Raw genomic sequence first — 20,190 nt, forward strand, 5'->3', positions numbered from 1 at the left:
AAAATTTAAGTTCCGGTTATCCTTAGTCGTAAACATAGATCTCAATAACACCGTACTGTTCTTCAAAATCTATCGGAGATTGGTCTGAAGTATTAAAGACACTCAGAATTATATGATCTGCCGATGCTCTGTAGCAGTAACATTCTGCACGGTCTTTTTTATACGGTTTATTTATTCTTGCATTAATCCATACTTTATTTTCCGGAAACGCATCGCCCATTTTTCCTGTAAACTGTCCGTAATCGGTACGCGCCCATTCAATATCTCCGAGTGTATTTTCCAGTACGATAAATTTTGGATTAAAAGTTCCGCCGACATTGTTTAATAATGCTCTGTAAATTTTATAGCTGCTTCCGGTAATGCTTTTTATCTTTTCGTCTACCCATCTTTTCTGAACAAAAGAATTTTCCGTATAATTATCTCCATAATAATTCTGCCCTACGATACCGGGGCCATCAGTTGGAGCACCCACATCTATTCTGTCCAGCCATTGGGTAAGATTGATGTATTTATCTAATCCCTGAGACAACGAAATCTGCATGGGACTTGATAATATCTGAGTTCTGTCGCCCATAAGATCACCCGAGAATATGGTTGTAAATCCGTCGGCAACGGAAATACTTGAAGCCCCACTTTTAATGGCTCCTCCCCCTTCGGTTGAAAATTCTATTTCTCCCGTTACAGGTTTTCCGGGTAAAGTCCCCGATAAAGGAACAGGATCTGTTTTATTGATCCAACCAAACTGTCCTGAAGAATTCCCTACAAATACTTTATTGTAAGATGCGTCTCCTGCCGGAATGTATGACGGATTGATGGAAAACGATCCGTTAAACTTTACCCATCTCTGAAGAAAATCTCCGGTAATTAAAGCCATACCGAGGGTCCCCTGCTGAAAGCTTCCAAACACACCTTCGGAAGTGTTATTATATCCTGTTAAGGTATTATTGGAGTGGATAATAAGTTTATTGGATAATGCACCGTCGTTATGACCTGCTCCAACGCCGATCAGGATATTATTCTGACCTGTAATTCCCTGTCCTGAAGATGCTCCGATGATGATATTACGATCGCCTAAACCTGCTGTATTAGATGCTTTGTAACCGATAAGCGTATTCAGATTTCCGGTGGTCATATTATATCCGGACGCTGTTCCTACTAAGGTGTTCTTAAATCCGGACGTTACTTTAAATCCTGTTTCTTCTCCTACCATTACGTTAGAGTTTCCGGAAACTGCGTTCTGCCCTGCAACAACTCCCACAAACGTATTAAACGATCCTGTTGTAAGCTCTTGCCCCGCTGCAGCACCAAAAGCAACATTATTATTTCCTGTGGTTACTTTTGACAGGCAGTTGTATCCGAATGTATGATTGTAAAATCCAGTATGATTAGGATTAATATTGCCCCAGAAAAAGGAATAAGTTGCTGGATTCACTCCAATATTGGCATTAGTACGTTCGGAACCATCCAGAAAAGTAATCGGTTTCGGGGAGTATGCATCTCTGCTCACAACAGAAGCTAGTGTTTCATCTGCCAGCGTTTCTGTTGTTGTAACTCCTGATGATCTTTTAATATAAAACTTCCCATCCGTAAGAGGCTTTTCTATTTTTTTATTCAGTTCACCCTGAAGTCCTTCCACCATTCCGATGGTGACATTCGAGATTCCTGTAGGCAGATAATTATATTTATTGGTTTTTACACCGCCTTTAAAAAGATAAAGAGAAAAGCTTCCTGCCGAATCCGGAATTGCAATAAAATCGTTATCCTGAAATTCGTATGATTCAGAATGTTCTGCAAATAAAGAGATATCCTTTTCAGCAGCTTCAACGAGATTGGTTATGCCCAACGCCTCGATTTTTTCGGCAAGGATCTTTTGATTGCTGTCTACAAAATCGTTTAAAAGCATATATTTCGCATCGCTCTGGTCTTTTGTATAAACCGTTCCCGTATTATTTGCGTCATCAATAGTAGCGGTATTTTCAGGTTGTTTTCCTACTCCTAGTGCTGTTTTCCACGCCTGAAGATGGCTGCTGTCTAAATTTGAAGCATCTTTGGTGGCTAAATAATTGATATGGGAATCCTGATTTAATGTATGTGCATCAAAAGCTGCTTTGTCTGCTTTATTTTGCAGCTGCTGATCCAGTCCTTCAATTTTACTCGTCGGAATAGCATCGTTTTTATGCCAAAATGATGACCAGGATGCCTGAAATTCTTCCTGAGTAGGAATATCTCCGGTCTGGAAGTAACTTAATATGGTGTTTAATGGTGTTGGTATTAACATGGAAAAGATTTTTATTTTGTGTTTAGAGTTCAAGAAATTGTATCATCGGTAAAACTTTAGAAAAGCTTTACCGAGTGATTATTTATAACAGGTGATTTAAAATTTGATTAAATCGGAAAAGATATTCCTTAATTATTCTGAGATGAATATTTTTTAATTTTGAGTATAAAAGGACCTCATCTACTATACAGCAATGATTACGTTTAAAAAAAAAAGTGATTGATTGAAAGCGTAAAAAAGACTTTACCCGAGCGGCATGAAGTTATAGCTATTTGGCAGTTTTTAGAGTTGTTAAAGCACTATAGTTTAGCCAAATTCAATTTGTAATGGTAAAATTATTTGTTTGGAATTAAAAAAACACTTTTATCTGATATAGATTAGGTTTATTATGCTATCTGATCCAATAATGAGTCTTTGATAGTGGTTCCGTTAGGCAATACATGATTTAAAATATCTGCTATTTCCTGATTATTTTCATTGGCAACGGCCTGCTTCAATTCATCTGATCCGTTTTCAATAAAGCTGTTTAAAAGATTTTTCGTAACTCCGGACTGCTGATAATTTGTATAATGACTGAAAAGGGAATCGATATGATGTTTTACACCTAATCTTACACCCGATTCCTTTAGATAATCAATAATACGTTTGCGTCTTTTAATAATCATCTCTGCACTTTCTGAAAGTGACAGGGAAACATACACAGACTTAACAAGTACAGGATTTCCGTAAATATCGAACCATTTAATAACGATGTTCAATCCTTTTAAAAATCCATTTTCATCCAGTTCATCTGAAAAACTTTTCTGAATTGCCAGATTCGTCTGTTCTTTGTCTAAATAGTAACCAGTGCTGGTTTTTCTTCCTTTTTCATAGATTGGCTCGCCTTTCACGATTCCATTTAAAATAGTGACATCTTTTGCCATTAGCTCAAAAGGTGTAAGATCCTTAAGATGCTGATTTTGTTCAAATATTTTTAGTTTCATTAGTCTATAATTGTACTTGTAGGTTGATTATTTTGAATGACTTGATTGTTTAGATAATTACATTCGATTCTGATGTTTCTCACCATATTTGCAGAACCGCCGCCCCATGTATTTACATTATTTTGCCCTGCATACAGATATCCGGTCATTAAAAGCTGTCCCATATCTTCGTTATAGACCTGACATACTATATTTTGAGTTACTTTAGTAAGATCTGCTTTGTAATAAAAATATAAATAGTCCCAAAGATGATAATGATCGGTAACAAAATCTTTATCAATAAATCTATGTCCCCAATAACCAGATTCTGGTCTATACTGAATGGACAGATCAGTATTATTTATAAATTTAATATTAGTGTTTACAATGTTTAATTGCTGACCTAAGTTATCTTTATATATTTGAACTAAAAATCTTTTATCTGTAAGCGTTCCGAATTCAAATCCTTCAGGAATTGTTGGCAGGTTATTTCCAAAAAATCTGTAAATTCCGTAATTAGATTCTATTTGATAATATAATCGATAATATTCGTAATTATTTAATCCTTCTTTCGGAAACTTTTTTGCTTTAATAGTATAGGGTCCATTGTCTAAAAAGTACTGTCTTTTTTCATTGCCGTAAGTATTCCCAATTTCTATGACCTGATCCTCAAATCCATCCTGACTTATAACTAGTGGAAATTTCAGTTCTTGTCCGCCATTATTCAAATTTATATAATAGATAACATATCCGTTATCCATAGAAGCTAAGCTGTTTGCAAATACTACTGTTTCCTTATTAGTGGGAATGTCCTCTTTATGCTTCAAAGAATCTATTAATTCCGCAAATTGATCTTGCGTGGGATAATCCCCTTTTTCAAAATAAGATTTCAACACCTCCCGTGGTGTTATTTTATTTTCTTCCATATTTTTTATTTTTTGTTTGGATTTTTAAAATGTCTTTTTAGTTTATAAAATTTACTTCTGTATTCTTAAGATTCGATCCAGTATTTCCCAAAATCGCTAATACAATTACCTGTATTATCATTCCAACTACTTCTTATCAATGAACATAAAGGTTTAAAAGCATTGATGCCTGTTACATCTATATTAAAAGTTTTTACCGAACCTCCTGACCTCACAGTAGTATTTAATATATTTCCTACCTTGGTAAAAATACAGGTGCTATTTCCTAAATCAATTCTTTGAGCAATTGGAGTGGTATCAGCACTTATAGTAATGTGATTTATACTGTAATATCCCCAACCAGCTGAAAGAGATGATAAATAGCTATTTAAAACCCCTACGTTTGTTTTGGCAGAGCTTTCACAAATTCCTATAACCCCTATATTTTTGGTTGAATAATATTCTCCCACCGTACCACCAATTATAAACACCCAGTTTTTATTAGCGGGTAAAACCAAATTGGGATAAGCACAAGCCATAATTTCTCCTTGAGCAAATGCCACCAGATTATTCGTTTTTAAAGCAATTCCATTAGAAGCTGACATAACAGCAGCTGTATTTGGATTAGCATTAATTAAATTCCAATCGTCTACCGTTAAAGGTGTAAATTTTAAATTCCCTATATTCATAATAAATTCATTTAAATCCTTTACATTGGTATCTAATGCTGTAGGACTGTTTGTATAAGTGTGAACTATATTTAAAGTTTGTGATGTTGGTGTAACAGGGTTAGGTAAAGTATCCGGTATGGTTACAACCAGAGCATCACCTTCTACAACCTGTTTTGTATTTGAGTCTATTCTTAAAACTTTGGGGTGGTCTTTATAATTACTTCCTACATCTGTAAGTCCCTTCAAAAAATAAGCATTCCCCAAAGTATCCCATGTGAAACCTGCATTCTGAGTAAATGTTCTTGCCTGGGTATTGGTAAGATCTGCAGTAGCAATATTACTTCCCAAAGTACCCCATGAACTTCCGTTCCAGAGATAATATCCGGCTGTGCCATCAGTCTGATAAACAATAGCTCCCGCCTGAATAGTTCCTAAAGAAATAGCAAGCCTTTGAGCCTGAGTCATTCTTGGTGCGATAAGTGCCGCTTTAGAAGAAGAGTCGACAGACCAGATAATATTGTTGTAATTGTTACTCCCGATTCCTGAACTGGTTCCGTTATCCTGCAACACACCGTTAATAAATGTTGAGCCGTTCCATCTTCCTAGATAATTGGCTCCCATGGTAGGTTTATCGAATTTATTATTAAATGTATTCCAGTCTGTATTACTCAGATAACCCGAAGTATTCGTATTAGACTGAGATATGCTTAATGTTCTGTCTGACGATAAATTACCTCCACCCTGTAACGGAGAAACAGTATTAATAGCTACGGTTTTTTCTGCTTTAGTATCCAATACCGTCTGTAATCCTGAGATGTTGGAAACCGCAAACATCACATTAGACAATACGTTTCCTTTGCTGTCTTTTAACTGTAAAATATTGGAATTTAAAGCCAGTTGCGTACCTACATTATTTACAAAATCAGAAACCGGAATGCTGTCTAAAAGCTCATTGTCTGCATTATAAAGTTCCAGTGATGCTGTAGCAGCATTATACCTTAAGTCTGTCCCTTCATTGTCCAGAGACTGCAAAGAAATTTCCGACAATACGTTTCCCTGAGCATCTGCCAAAGACAGTTTTTTGCTGGTGGGTGACCAAAGAAGATCAAAGTCTAACGACAGATTTTCTAACCCTTCTATTTTTTCTTTAGGAATGCTTTCCTTTTTATGCCAGTAAGAATCTAAAAATTCTGAGAACTGGGCTTCGGTAGGTTTCTTTCCTGTCTCAAAATAGAATTTTAGAATTTCTTTTGTTGTTGATTCATTTTTTTCCATACTTAATTTTTTAACTTTTCTAAGTTTTTAATACAGCTGATTTGGATCCAATAGTATCTGTACTTGAGGGTTCAAAATTCCTTATTTTTTTCTTCTTATTAAAGTTTTTAGCCTCCTGCATTCTGTAGTTGCAGTAAGTCATAGATTTTGTATAGCTTAAGAAGTCTTTATTTACCGATGGAAAATTTTACTGTTTTTTCAAAAGGAAAATGAGAAACTCAAATGTAAAAAAGAAGAAGCCGTCTCACAACTGAGATGGCTTCCAATTATAAATTGTTTACAGAAAAACTTCGTTTTATATAGACATTTACTACAGTCTATGATTTATCTTTGTAATGATAATAAAATTCCATCTGTTCAGATAAAATATTATGAATCTCAGTCCAGCCATGGGTTCTGGAAAGATCAATCGCTAATCCCCAACACATTTCCACTTCATCCAGATCACCTCTTTTTCCCGCCCAGTAACTTGCACTTATTAGGGCATTCCAGCAGCCTATGGGATCATTATGCTCTTCCTCTAATATTACAGCAGCTTTAATGTGTGCTTCTCCTGCATAACCTTTTACTTTTTTAATAGCTTCTGTAGCTTCAAAAAGAGGATGCTTTTGGACTTCCTCAGGAAAAATTGCATATCTGCTTTCCCATTTTGAATCAAATGAATCCGACATAGAATCAAGTAGACTGCTAGAATTACCCAACTTAACAGTATATTCTTCAAAACTATTATCATCACAATCAAAGCCATGCGGCAATTGTACACAACGCCAATAATGCTCCCATTTCTCTTTAATATCAATATTCATTAAGGAATAAGCCCTATTTGCAAGTACATTTCCTATATAATTATTCCAAAGCCCATAATCCATCTGATCGTATTCCGGTAAATATCTGCGTTTATCAATAAGCTTATCAAATAATTCAAAGGCTTTTCTATTTTCAGGTGTGTTGTAGTAATGACTCCAAAATTCTTTATAAAAATCTTCTTTATATTCAGAAGCATTTTCAAAACGTTCCTGATTATTTTCTGATAATAAAAATTGTTTTAAAAACTCTAAATCTCCACCTCCGAAATAATCAAAAAATGGCTGAGAAAGTACCATCGTTTCTTCAATTTCCTCCTTAGATCGTTTAATAAAAAAAGGCTCATTAAAATAAATCAGATTTGCCATAGATATAATTGCTTTTGCATCTGGAGCAAGTATAAAGCACTCCTGATATGTATTATTCAATGATACGACAGGATTTTGTATTATTTTTTTATCAGGAACTAATTGAAGTGCCAAAACATTTTTTGCTTGAAAAGCAAATGGTACTATAGACCAAAATCCCCGTTTTAAACACTCCATTAATAACATCTTCTCATCTTGTTGTTCAAAGATAAAGCTGAACTTTTTCTTCACGTTCTTATCTTTATAGAGCATCTTTAAATCGGAATGTATTTTATTTATTTCCATAATTATTTATTTTGAGATATGTCTAATAATAATATCTTTTGAAAGTAGTTTACTTATTGTTTTAATGAAGCTGACTAAAAATGTTAATACAAAAGTAATTTATTTAAATTTTGGATTTCATAAAGTATATAAAACTTTAAATACTAAGCATAAAAAAAACTAAGCTTCTAAAAAATAGAAGCTTCGCTTTTTATAATAAGCATAGAATTAAATATCTTTTAAATAATGCTCCATACCATCTTCATCATGTATAGGTTCAAGATAACGTTCTATTTTTACTGGCTTTTTTAGAGTTTTGAAAGAAATATCTTCAAGACCTGTTGGAAATTCAAATTTTTTCTTTTTACCTACATCACTAGTAAAAAGATAAGATTTCACAATCATTAAATTCCCATCTATTTTTGTTACGAATAAACAGTCACCATAAGTTAAAATTCTCTTTGGATTACGTAATGAAAGATAAGCTATATAAACTTCTCCTTATTTTTCATTTTCATAACAGCTTATTTTATATATATCTCTTGTACTTGGATATTCTTTCTTGCTCCACTCATCATAATACTCTTGGTCATCAAGTTCTAGTAATGGAACCATATTAAACGTATTATGCAATGAATCAATACAGTAATCATTCATCTTTCGAAGTGAGCTATTATACGCTTCAAGATTCGGCTGTCTCATTAAATAAATTGTTTCTGCTTCTTGTTTTGTGAAATTAATAATAAAATCTTTTATTTCTTCCATGTATTATTATTTTAATATTTTTTGTAATGTTTCATCTGGTCCAATTCTCATTTTATCAATATCATGTGTAACTTTTTTAGTTCCATCAAGCTTGGCTTTTACAACTTCATACGTTACACCTTGTACTAACTTAGGATCTGTATTTTTGCCAAAATCTTATGTATACTCTCTAATAGTTCTTTGTCTGTCTCAGGATTTAGCTTTCCTAATTCAGAAATTATTATATGATCTACTAATTCTTTTTTCAAGATGTTTCAGTTACCTTTAAATTTTCATCACTTATAAAAATAAAAAAAAGCGAAGCTTCTAAAAATAAAAACTTCGCTTTTTATAGTAATTACAGAATTAAATATCTTTTAAATAATGCTCCATACCATCTTTATCATCTAATGGTTCTAAATAACGTTCAATATATATTGGTCCTTTCACCGTTTTAAAAGAAATATCTTCCAAACCTTGCCCACCTTCAAATTTATCTTTCATTAACATTTCATCTCCAAAAATATATTTTTTAACAATCTTTAAATTATTATTAATTTTTGTTATAAATAGACATGCGCCATAAGTGAAAATTTCTTCTATTGGATTTCCTGTTGAAAGATAAACTACATAAATATCGCCATATTTATCATCTTTATAATGGCTTATTTTATAAATGTGTCTTATGTTTGATGCATCTGCATCTTTCCACCTTTCATAGAATTCTTCACTTTTTAATTCGTTGCTAGGGATCATTCCAAATTTATTGTGTAATTCTTCTACACAAAAACTATTCATAAAATTTAGTTTCTTATTATAGTCCTCTAAATTTGGTTTAATAGAAGCATCAGATGCTTCTGTTTCTGTTTTTAAAAATGCACTAATAAAATTTTTTACTTCTTCCATATTTATTATTTAAGTATTTTTTGCAACCTCTCGTCTGCACCAATTTCTATTGGTCTAATATTGTGTATAATCTTTTGATTTCCATTAAGTTTTACTAACATAACTTCATATATCACACCTTGCACAAGTTTAAGATCTACATTTTTAGCTAAAATCTTATGCATACTCTCTAATAGTTCTTTATCTGTCTTGGGATTTAACTTTGTTAGTGCAGAAGTTTTACCAAGTTCTACCAATTCCTTCCAAAATACTGCAATTATTTTAAAATTTTGATATCTAAAAAATAAAAGTGAAGCTTCTAAAAATAGAAACTTCACTTTTAATAGCAGTTATATAATTAAATATCTTTTGAATAATGTTCCATCGCTTCTTTATCATTTACTGGTTCTAAATAACGCTCAACATGGATTGGCTTTTTTAAAATATCAAAAGAAATGTCTTCAAGCCCTACTGGATATTTAAATTTTCTCTTTTTACCTACATCATTGCTAAAAAGATATTGCTTCACAATCTTTAAATTTCCATCTATCCTTGTTATAAATAAACAGTCTCCATATCTAAAAATACCATTTATTGGATTACTTAATGAAAGATAGACCACATATATATCTTCGTATTTATCATTCTTATAATGACTTAATTTATAAACATTTCTTTTATTAGCAGAATCCACTTCTTTCCATCTTTCATAAAATTCTTCACTTTTTAACTCATTGTGGGGAATCATTCCGAATTTATTGTGTAATTCTTCTACACAAAAACTGTTCATGAAATCTAGTTTTTTGTTATAATCTTCTAAATCTGGTTTAATGGAAGCATCTGAGGCTTCTATTTCTGTTTTTAAAAATGTATCAATAAAATTTCTTATTTCTTTCATATTTAATTATTTTAGAGCTTTTTGTAATGTCTCGTCTGCACCAATTTCTATTGGTCTAATACTATTATGTGTGACTTTTCTAATTCCATTGAGTTTTGCTTTTACAACTTCATACACTACATTTTGAACAAGTTTAGGATCAACATTTTTAGCTAGAATCTTATGCATACTCTTTAATAATTCTTGATCTGTTTCCGGATTTAGCTTTGCTAGTTCAGAAGTTATTGCATCATCTACCAATTCTTTCCAAGTGGCAGTAACTCTTATGTCAAAGGTAACAAAATTTTTATCATTAATATCTTTATAAGTTTGTTCAAAATCTATTAAAGCATCTTTTAATCTATTTTCAGCACCTTTCATTGTTTCTTTATTGTAATGCCCAGAAGCTATTACTAGATTTAATGTACTTTTATAACCAGAACCTAAAAATAAATCTGCTAATATATGAGAAGCATTGAATTCTATCTGCTCTTCTGGGTTTTTCTTTAAATGCTCAATAGCTTTATTAGAAGCAACCTGGTTAGCTGAATCCGTATAACTTCTACTTCCTAATTCTTTTGTAACAACACCACGTCCTATTGTTTGTTGTTCTACCAAATTATTTTTATTTAATTTAAAGCTACTTTTAAAAAATCTTCTTGCATTTCTGCCATTAACTTCCACATCATAATGATATCCTATTGTAATTTGCTTGTCTCCTGATGTATAAAAATCTATTTTTTCTGGTTTGTATTTTGTCTTTTTAGAAGACTCAATTAAATCTTCTAATTTAAAATCATTTCCAAATTTCTCAATATCTTCACTTAATTTGTCAAATTTAGCTTTTGCTTCTTCCATTTTCTGGTTTTTTTCTGGACTTTCTACACGTTTTTTAGCATTCGTTAAATCCTGTTTTACTCTTTCATTTCTTATCTGTAATTTTTCTATACCTTCCAAAATTTTATGTCCATTTCCTCCAAATTCATCAGCATCAGGTTTTCTACTTACATAGTTTTTAAATTTGGTAAGTTTATATGTTAGTGGAGCTTTCTCACTCGCCATATAAATCTCCCCATTTTCAAAAGTTAGGGTATGGCTTTCTCCATTCATCGTAAATGGTTCCGGAGCGATTTCAGAATCCATATTTTTGATATGCTTCTCGTCAACCTTATCTTTCTTCTTACCAAGCTTTCCAATTCCGACTTTACTTAATAGTTTAGCTGCTTTCCCCTTAATAAAATTCCAGAACTTCACAATCGCATTCTCAATACGCTGACGTATTTTTCGGATAACGCCAAGTATTTTATCTGCCAATCCGCCAATTCCTAATAAGGAAGCTAAGAAACCAATGAGTACAGGAACTGCTCTTCCCAATGCATTTTCTATGGATTTTGCGACGGCACTTACGTTTCCGCTGGCAATAGCTTTAATACTGTCTGTAAATGCTTTTACCAGTTCCATAATCTGGGCAGCTCGCTGGATGAAGAATTTAACCATATCGATAATCGCCATTGCGGCTTTTATAAAGGCTCCTACCGGAGTCATCAATCCCATCACCCATTTAATTCCCGCCTGAATCACCTGCGTCTGGATAATGTCCATCATAGCATCCATTACGGTGGCTTTAAGATCGGCAAACTGATCTTTCAGGTATTCCCAAAGTCCGGCAGCACCGTCTTTGCGGACAATCGGAATTATTTCAAGACCTTTTTCAGAAGCAGTTTCCAGAACTTTCATTACAGGTTCGCCTATCACTCTTGCACCAATGTTTCTGATACCGTCCCATGTTAAACCAAGTACCTGCGTGGTAATGGAGAAAATACCTTTCAAAGAGAATACATCTTCAGGCATGGTGAAAGAAATACCTTTCATCGCTCCGGTTAACCATCCGAAGAAACCGGTCTTAAGGTGAGTCCAGATATTGGTTCCGAAATTGGTAAATCCTTGGGAAACACCGGCAATAAGGTTTTTAAAGAATCCTATCGGATCCATAATAATCGCCTGAATGGCACTGATTACACCGGATAATAAATTGGTCAGTGTATTTTTAATTTCAATAATAATAGCAAATACGCTGGTTTTAAGCACATCAAGAGCTTTGTTGATCAATCCGCTGTTTTGCGCTTTAAGATCTGCAATCCGGGTATCGATACTTGCGATATTATCGGCGTATTTTTTAGCCAATACATCAATTAATGCATCTTTTTTACTGTTTACACTTTCTTCCAGTGCATTGAATTTGCTTTGGATCTCTGCAATGGCTTCCTTCCCGATTTTCCTTAAGCTTGGCGATAAACTGTCGACATAAGTCTGTACATCTTTTTTGCCTTTGGCAATTCTGGTTTTGGCCGCATTTAGCTGGGTGGTAACATGACCGGTGAGAATATGCTAATAAAAATATCACACGAAAGGATTCGTTCGGCAGTGGGGGAAATTTTTATTGAATACAAAAGAGGAAGTCTCATAACTCAATGATGTGGGTTGAGAATCGTCTGTACAAAAATCATTCTCAGACAAGGAGGTCGAGAAAAAATATAAAAAAAGGCTGTTTTCACGAGTTGTGATACAGCCTCTTTATACTAAATTTATTGTAAGTTAGAATTTATCTTTATAATAATTATAAAATTCTAATTGATCTATTAAAACCTCATTAACCTCTGTCCAGCCATGCTTTTCAGATAAATCAATAGCAGCTTTCCAGGCATTCATATTTGGCTGTCCAAAATTTACGCCACCCCAGTATCCCGCACTTACTAAAGCATCCCATGCCATAAGAGGATCGTTTAAATCTTCATCTATAGCTTTAGCGGCTTCAATATGAGCGTCTCCATCGTAGGCGCTTTTATTTTTACTAAGAATTTGACCTACTTCATACAGTGGATGATTCCTCATTTTTGAAAAATAACCTAACTCAGGATTAAATTTACTTATTATTGTATCTAATTGAAAACTGGATGACGTTGCATAAGGAATAAAACCAAAATCAAATTCTACCGGGTCAAAACCATGTGATTGAATAAAACTTTGCCAAAATTGATTTTCTTTTTTTTCGGTCTCTATATCAATTAAATTATATGCCCTTTGTCCGATAGCATTATAAGCTCTTGTATTCCATATACCGTAATTATTTATTTCAAATTCAGGAAGAAAAGAATTATCTTTTATCATCAAATTCATTAATTCAACATATCTTTTCTGTTCCGGAGTATCATAATAATGATTCCAAAAATCTAAATATATTTTGGTATAAAATTCCGAGGGATTTTCCAAATATTTTAATTTATCTCCATTATTTAAGTATTCTTTTAAAAATTCTAACGAATCTAAGCTATCTGTATATTGTCTAAGCGGTAATGAAAGTTGTTCAAGTAATTGCCAATCGTCTAAAATATACTTTTTAAATTTTGCTGATTTTAGCATTTTCAACTGTCTAAATAGTAAAAAAAAACCTAAATTATTTGAAAATAAAAAATGATCATTTCCACTTCTTAAATATATTGGCGAGTCTAATAATATTTTATTCGGGGTCAGTTTGATAGCATAACTATCATATTTTTCGAAAGAAAAAGGTGCTACATACCATTGCCCGAGTTGTAATATTTTAGTATAAATTCCAACCTCTTCTTGATGGCTAAATTCAACCCCTAAAATTGTATTTAACTTTTCTTTACCTTTATATAATTCTTTTAAATTTTGGTGTATCTTGTTTAGTATCATAGATTAATCTTTTTAATAATGTGATTTTTCCAAATTATATTGGCTATTTCTCTTAATTTATCTAATGCTCTTGGATGTTCAGATTTATCTCCATCTTTATCACTTTTGCTAAGAGCTGTAGCTACAGTCTGAAGGCCTAAAGTTAAAGCACTTTCATAGCTTTTTTCAGCAATATCATTTACTGTTTTTAGGATTTTTATTTTTTCTTGTTCTAAATTCTCATCAAAATCCCTTGTTCCATCATCAAAATTATTAAATAAATCTTGAATTTTCTCAGTTATATCATTAGAAATTATATCAAACGCTCCAGATTTATTATCTGGTGATTTTATAACAAAACTACCATCATTTTTTGCTACAAAACTATTTATATCAATATTACCACGTTTTAATAATAAATGAGCCTCTTTAATAAAATTTTCCCAATGTAATTTCCACATCTGAGCTCGCTTAGTATTATTAGTACCATCATAGCCCATAATTACAAGTTCTCTATTTTCTAAAGCATAATTCTCTACATTTGTTGTAACATCTTTTTGCAATTCTTGACTATGGACAGCCTTATCAGATTTTCTATGAGTTTCTATATATAATAGAATCGCAGATAAATTATTTCCATGACCTGGGAAATTGGTTTGTATATCAGTTTCTCTTTGCAAAAGTTTATCGGCTATATCTTTAAAATGTTTAATTTTGTTAGATGATTCTTTTTTATTTATTTCTCTTCCAACATGACCATAAAACTCTTTTATTCTATCCATAAATTTATTCTCAGGAACATGATGCGACTCTCTATCCTCTCCTTGTAATGGATGTTTCCCTACAACTAATTCCCCAAAAGACTTTTCTTCAATTTTCTCAAGTTCAGTTCCGGTCTCATGTGTATTCTCTGGACTCGCTGTATATCGGTAAATAATTTTATCATCTTTACTTTCAGCTTTCAAAGAACTGAAAACAGGATATTTTGCCTTAGTTTTTTTAGCAGCTTTATTGGCTTGTTCAAGAGTCAGCTTATTATTATGATTTTCATCTGCTTTTTTCTCTTCTTCTTTCAAATACATAAATCCGGCATCAATTTTCTTCTGCTTTTCAGGCTCATGAATATTATCTTTTTTACTTTTACCCATAAATTTCCCAAGCAATCCTTTAGCTTTCCCTTTAATAAAATTCCAGAACTTCACAATCGCATTCTCAATACGCTGACGTATTTTTCTGATAACGCCAAGTATTTTATCTGCCAATCCGCCAATTCCTAATAAGGAAGCTAAGAAACCAATGAGTACAGGAACTGCTCTTCCCAAAGCATTTTCTATGGATTTGGCTACGGCACTTACGTTTCCGCTCGCAATAGCTTTGATGCTGTCTGTAAATGCTTTTACAAGTTCCATAATCTGGGCAGCTCGCTGGATGAAGAATTTCACCACATCGATAATCGCCATTGCGGCTTTTATAAAGGCTCCTACCGGAGTCAATAATCCCATCACCCACTTAATCCCCGCCTGGATCACCTGTGTCTGAATAATGTCCATCATAGCATCCATTACGGTGGCTTTAAGATCGGCAAACTGGTCTTTCAGGTATCCCCATAATCCGGCAGCACCGTCTTTACGGACAATTGGAATTATTTCAAGACCTTTTTCAGAAGCAGTTTCCAGAACTTTCATTACAGGTTCGCCTATCACTCTTGCACCAATGCTTCTGATACCGTCCCACGTTAAACCTAGCACCTGCGTGGTAATGGAGAAAATACCTTTCAAAGAGAATACATCTTCCGGCATGGTGAAAGAAATACCTTTCATCGCTCCGGTTAACCATCCGAAGAAACCGGTCTTAAGGTGAGTCCAGATATTGGTTCCGAAATTGGTAAATCCTTGGGAAACACCGGCAATAAGGTTTTTAAAGAATCCTATCGGATCCATAATAATCGCCTGAATGGAACTGATTACACCGGATAATAAATTGGTCAGTGTATTTTTAATTTCAATAATAATAGCAAATACGCTGGTTTTAAGCACATCAAGAGCTTTGTTGATCAATCCGCTGTTTTGCGCTTTAAGATCTGCAATCCGGGTATCGATACTTGCGATATTATCGGCGTATTTTTTAGCCAATACATCAATTAATGCATCTTTTTTACTGTTTACACTTTCTTCCAGTGCATTGAATTTGCTTTGGATCTCTGCAATAGCTTCTTTCCCGATTTTCCTTAAGCTTGGCGATAAACTGTCGACATAAGTCTGTACATCTTTTTTACCTTTGGCAATTCTGGTTTTGGCTGCATTTAGCTGGGTGGTAACATGAGATGCGATCCCGTCAATGTGATAGTCCATGATTCTAATGTATAGTTTCTTACCACTTTCAAAATATTGGTTGACTTCATCTGGTAATTTGGTGAGTTTATCCACCAACCATGTTGCAGCTGTAACCAAAGCACCATGTTTTGCATATACTTCTCCATAGCGTCTGCGTTTGTAAGCACTCATTTCTTTCTCAACGTGGTCTTCAAATGCTTTTTTAGCTTTTTGACTGCCCTCATCAAATTTCTTCGCTACCGTTGTATCCAGATTGTTTAATATACTATCTACATCTGCTTTGGAGCTGACGTAAATGCCATTAATATGATCGGCAATTTCTTTTCGTTTCTGGCTGTCTTTCGCTGAAGTTTGCTGTTGATCGCCGTGTACATTGCCTAACCCGCCTTTTCTTGCGCCATGCATACCGCTTATATGATTTACCGCCTGTGCCTGTGCATCACTACGGGTTTTTGACAACTCCTTAGCTTCATTGTCTCTAAACTGATGAGTTGCTTCAATACTTTGGGTTTTCGCTTTATTCTTCTGATCTAAAGCATCCGTAAATGATGGTTCATTGGAGTTTGCCAACATCTTGTCGGTTACTCCATTCGCTTTCATTTCATTGTCGATACTTGCCGTTTGTTGCTTTATAGGTTGTTCTACGCTGGCTGCAGTTCTTTTCACAGGCATTGCCTTAGCGACATTCGGCGTAGAAGGAACTTTACCGATATTCGGTGTCGGCATTTTTGCAACCGGACGATGAGGCTGTGCTGCAATATCCGGTTTTGCTGCGGTTGCAGAAGCAATATCATTTGCTGCTGCATTCTTTTCTCTTTTAACATCGCCCACCGCTTTTTGATTGACTTCATTTATATTGTTGTGTTTTTCGAACTCATCTGCTTCCTTTTCATTGGCTGGAAGCTCAATATTATGTATTTTCTTACTCAGCAAAACTTTGAAATCTTCTTTCTTGAACATTCCGGCTGCCTGCCCACTCATTTCGTTTATCTGGCTTGCCTGTGCCATACTCTGACGTTCGTTGGCAGGAGATGGCGCTGCAGCCTGTGCATCATTTGTGGCTTTATGGGATGGTTCATGCTGCTTCTGTAATTTAGCAGTACTGCTTATTTTTCCGCTAAGCTCTGTAAACGCAGAATTACTGTGGGCATTTGCAGAAGGAGCCGGATCTATCTCTTCAACAGGTGCTTTATCTGGATTAACAGGTTGAAGCTGCTCAGTCGAAACAATATCACCTTTATCTGATATCTGCTTTTTCTCCTGAGATTTAGTTTCGGCATTTGTTTCCGGAGTTTTTTTATTTTGCTGATGAACTGCTGCCTGTTCCTCCAACGTCTTCGGCACAGAAGTTCCGGATTTCAGATCATGATAATCTTTAACCTGACTGATGTTCAGCGTGGAAATATAATCTTTTTCCGCTTTTTGGGTATCCGGATGATTGATATCCCCGGTTTCTGCCATACTTTCCTGATGCTTTTTAAACATGATCCCGGAACCCTGATCGTAAATGGTCTGTGAACCGTGAACCGGAGCGATAATTCCGCTTGCATTTGTCTTATTGATATTCGGGGTTGCGAATCCTGCAAGAGCTGCAGATTCTTCAGGCTTTTGGGTTTGTAAAGGAGCCACTTCCGCCACGGGCAGAGGTACCACCACCGGCTTTTTAGCCTTCTGCTTTTTGCTCTGGCTATGATGGTTTTTGTTGTCTTTTTCTACAGGTTTTGCTGCTTTCATTGACTTGGTGTTTTTTAATTATATTTTGTTTAAAAGGCACGTAAAGCACAACAATGTAGCTGCGCTTTACCGTACCTGATGGAACTGAAAAATCAGATCCGGTAACGTAATTTTTTAAGATTTTACTGCCTGTAAGGTGTACACAGCGTTATGATGAGAAATCGGAAGTGCTGTGCTTTTTTTCTTTTGATCCGGCTGAAATTCCAGATTCAAAATTCAGAATTTTTAAGGAGAATAAGCCTTTTTTAGAGCGGAGGATTCTGTAGTTGCAGTAAACGAAGACAGGAAGGATTTAAAAATGATGAATCGTGTGAAAAATTTAGCGAAATTACTTTTAAACTTTACTTTGAATAATTTTCAGTTTAACCAAAAAAAGAAGTTCGATAACGGAAATTAAATAAAAAATGTACAAATAGAAAACCGATTCAAATTTGTTACGAATCGATTTTCTATATTGCTATAAAGGCAGGAGCTAAATTTTAATTAGCCGGAGAGAAGGATAGTGCCTGAAATCATAAAACATATATATCCTCATCGATAAGAATTACCTCTTTAGCTTTTATGATAAAAACATTATCTCCTAGATCTATTAAATAAGTAACAAGATCATTGTTTAATGTTGCGGAAATTGCATGTATGTAATACAAGTTGCTGTAATCATTAAAATCAACACCTAACTCTTTTGCTGTTAACTCATTAATAGCTTTTTGACCAACTTCTTCTACATTATTAAATAAGAAACCTCCCTGAACAGATTCCCATTTACCCTCTTCTTTTTGACGGGTATATAATGCAGCATCAAAAAAAGCTGTTTTAGAATTTGCATAATATTCAATATTCTTGCCTCGGTGCATTTTTTGGGTATGTTGTATAAATAATGGCGTTACTGTCATGAGACTATTTTTTTTATTTTTTCACTATCTTCTCTGTAGGTTTCAAAAAAACGGTTTTCACTTATTATATATTTCTCAGCTAATATATTGAAACAATAACCATCAATAACAAACACAAAGTGTTTTGCATCAAGTTGATGTCTAGTTCTCATTCCATTCGGTATCGTTGTTATCTGTCTTCCTTCTGTATTGTTTTTTTTGTATTCATTATACCAGTCATTAGTTGTATTTAGATACAGCCCATTAGGAATATTTGTTTTTTGCTGATTATATTCTAATACATGTTTAAAACTATAATTCCTTTCTTCATTATTTTTTAATATGCGAAATGTTACATAATTAAATAAATCTTCATCTAGCTCAATCTGTATAAACTGTGTTCGAATACTGTCTAGTGATACAAATCCCTTAAATTCTTCTATTATTTTATATTTCTTAGGTATCATTTTTTATTTTTTCTATGGATATTGCTTTCCTTATGGTTTCAGTTCAAATATTTTCCACAAGCAAGAAAGCACTTTAATTCAAAATAAAAGTGCTTTTTAAAACTTATTACATATTTGAAAATTTGTAATATTATTTTATCCTACCGCATAAACATCTTCTGTTACCAACTCTACTGATTTTGCCTTTATTATAGCGACATTGTCTCCAAGGTTCAGTAAAAATGTTTGAGTTCCTTCCTCATTATCAATAGAATATAGACATTCAAGCATTCCATCATCAGATCTTATTCCAAATTCATCATACAAAAAACCAGTCTTAACTTTTTGGCTTAATTCTTTTACTTCATAAAAAAGAATCCCCACAACTACTGATTTTTCCTGATCTTTATCATACACATTTAATACTGTAAATGCTTTTTTTGAGCTATGATAATATTCTATAGTTTTGTTTCTATACATTTCGTATCCTTCTGTAAGAAATGGAAATACTGCTTGTGCTTTCATAGTATTAAATTTTTCATGGATTCGTATTTTCTAAATATTTCGAAAAACCTATTTATCATATTATATCCTTCAGCTAATATATTAAACTCATAATCTTCTACGTAGAAAATATAATGTTTAAATACTGAAAAATCTTTAATTTCTATTGAATACTTTCCCTTTCTGTTTTGTATGTATGAATCAATCCAATCATTATTCTCTACTAAAACCAACTGGTTGCTTGTAGGTTTTGTTTTGGGTATGATATTTCGTGTTGCTTCTAAAACTTCATAAAAAAAGATATTCCCTTTCTAAGCCGTTTATAAATGCTCTTATATGAAATTGATTTAGTAATTCTGCTTCATCAATGGCATCATCACTATACTTAATTTGAGAACTGTCTAAAACGATAGAATCAAACTCTTCTAATATTTTATTTTTCATTTGGTAAATAATTTTTTAGGCAACTATATATAATTTTACACTATAATAATTTTGTTTTGTGTAATTAACTTCTTACATTTGTAGAAGAAAATGTAAGAAGTAATGATAAATATAAACTTTAAATCAAT

The 20,190-nt window shown here is 33.4% G+C and carries 17 protein-coding genes; all 17 read right to left on the bottom strand.

What is annotated here, in order from left to right:
• Window positions 1-22: 22 nt before the first annotated feature.
• The 17 genes from WFH39_RS19185 to WFH39_RS19265 all read right to left on the bottom strand — a co-directional run bounded on the left by WFH39_RS19185 (window position 23) and on the right by WFH39_RS19265 (window position 20,062).
• Entirely contained in the window at window positions 23-2,278 is a 2,256-nt protein-coding gene (locus tag WFH39_RS19185; protein WP_336691055.1) for a hypothetical protein, read from the bottom strand.
• A gap of 386 nt (window positions 2,279-2,664) precedes the next feature.
• Complete coding sequence (locus WFH39_RS19190; protein ID WP_336691056.1) at window positions 2,665-3,261, bottom strand: hypothetical protein; 597 nt, start codon at window positions 3,259-3,261, stop codon at window positions 2,665-2,667.
• The gene (locus tag WFH39_RS19195; protein ID WP_336691057.1) at window positions 3,261-4,166 is read right to left on the bottom strand and encodes a hypothetical protein; all 906 of its coding nucleotides are present in this window, start codon (window positions 4,164-4,166) and stop codon (window positions 3,261-3,263) included. The genes WFH39_RS19190 and WFH39_RS19195 overlap by 1 nt, the downstream gene beginning before the upstream one ends.
• A gap of 65 nt (window positions 4,167-4,231) precedes the next feature.
• Complete coding sequence (locus WFH39_RS19200) at window positions 4,232-6,091, bottom strand: hypothetical protein (protein ID WP_336691058.1); 1,860 nt, start codon at window positions 6,089-6,091, stop codon at window positions 4,232-4,234.
• A gap of 317 nt (window positions 6,092-6,408) precedes the next feature.
• Window positions 6,409-7,548, bottom strand: a complete 1,140-nt coding sequence (locus tag WFH39_RS19205) for a hypothetical protein (protein WP_336691059.1) — start codon at window positions 7,546-7,548, stop codon at window positions 6,409-6,411.
• 207 nt (window positions 7,549-7,755) lie between these two features.
• On the bottom strand, window positions 7,756-7,932 hold the full coding sequence (locus tag WFH39_RS19210) for a hypothetical protein (RefSeq protein ID WP_336691060.1): 177 nt from the start codon (window positions 7,930-7,932) through the stop codon (window positions 7,756-7,758).
• A 96-nt stretch (window positions 7,933-8,028) separates the two neighbouring features.
• Complete coding sequence (locus WFH39_RS19215) at window positions 8,029-8,292, bottom strand: hypothetical protein (RefSeq protein ID WP_336691061.1); 264 nt, start codon at window positions 8,290-8,292, stop codon at window positions 8,029-8,031.
• A 345-nt stretch (window positions 8,293-8,637) separates the two neighbouring features.
• Complete coding sequence (locus WFH39_RS19220; protein ID WP_336691062.1) at window positions 8,638-9,177, bottom strand: hypothetical protein; 540 nt, start codon at window positions 9,175-9,177, stop codon at window positions 8,638-8,640.
• 5 nt (window positions 9,178-9,182) lie between these two features.
• Window positions 9,183-9,494, bottom strand: coding sequence for a hypothetical protein (locus WFH39_RS19225; protein WP_336691063.1), 312 nt, complete (start codon window positions 9,492-9,494; stop codon window positions 9,183-9,185).
• Between the two features lie 20 nt (window positions 9,495-9,514).
• A complete protein-coding gene (locus WFH39_RS19230) occupies window positions 9,515-10,054 on the bottom strand; it encodes a hypothetical protein (protein ID WP_336691064.1) in 540 nt (179 codons plus the stop codon).
• Window positions 10,055-10,060: 6 nt separating this feature from the next.
• Window positions 10,061-12,217: a phage tail protein gene (locus WFH39_RS19235; protein WP_336691065.1), complete on the bottom strand. Its 2,157-nt coding sequence runs from the start codon at window positions 12,215-12,217 to the stop codon at window positions 10,061-10,063.
• Between the two features lie 411 nt (window positions 12,218-12,628).
• A complete protein-coding gene (locus WFH39_RS19240; protein WP_336691066.1) occupies window positions 12,629-13,750 on the bottom strand; it encodes a hypothetical protein in 1,122 nt (373 codons plus the stop codon).
• Window positions 13,747-17,796 carry a phage tail protein gene (locus WFH39_RS19245; RefSeq protein WP_336691067.1) on the bottom strand — a complete coding sequence of 1,350 codons (4,050 nt, stop codon included), beginning with the start codon at window positions 17,794-17,796 and terminating at the stop codon, window positions 13,747-13,749. The genes WFH39_RS19240 and WFH39_RS19245 overlap by 4 nt, the downstream gene beginning before the upstream one ends.
• A gap of 512 nt (window positions 17,797-18,308) precedes the next feature.
• Complete coding sequence (locus WFH39_RS19250; RefSeq protein ID WP_336691068.1) at window positions 18,309-18,689, bottom strand: hypothetical protein; 381 nt, start codon at window positions 18,687-18,689, stop codon at window positions 18,309-18,311.
• Complete coding sequence (locus tag WFH39_RS19255) at window positions 18,686-19,135, bottom strand: hypothetical protein (RefSeq protein WP_336691069.1); 450 nt, start codon at window positions 19,133-19,135, stop codon at window positions 18,686-18,688. Before WFH39_RS19255 ends, WFH39_RS19250 begins: the two co-directional genes overlap by 4 nt.
• A gap of 135 nt (window positions 19,136-19,270) precedes the next feature.
• A complete protein-coding gene (locus WFH39_RS19260) occupies window positions 19,271-19,639 on the bottom strand; it encodes a hypothetical protein (RefSeq protein WP_336691070.1) in 369 nt (122 codons plus the stop codon).
• Between the two features lie 267 nt (window positions 19,640-19,906).
• Window positions 19,907-20,062, bottom strand: coding sequence for a hypothetical protein (locus WFH39_RS19265; protein ID WP_336691071.1), 156 nt, complete (start codon window positions 20,060-20,062; stop codon window positions 19,907-19,909).
• Between the last annotated feature and the right edge of the window lie 128 nt (window positions 20,063-20,190).

The organism is Chryseobacterium sp. MMO-72 (assembly GCF_037146035.1).
GTDB lineage: Bacteria > Bacteroidota > Bacteroidia > Flavobacteriales > Weeksellaceae > Chryseobacterium > Chryseobacterium indicum.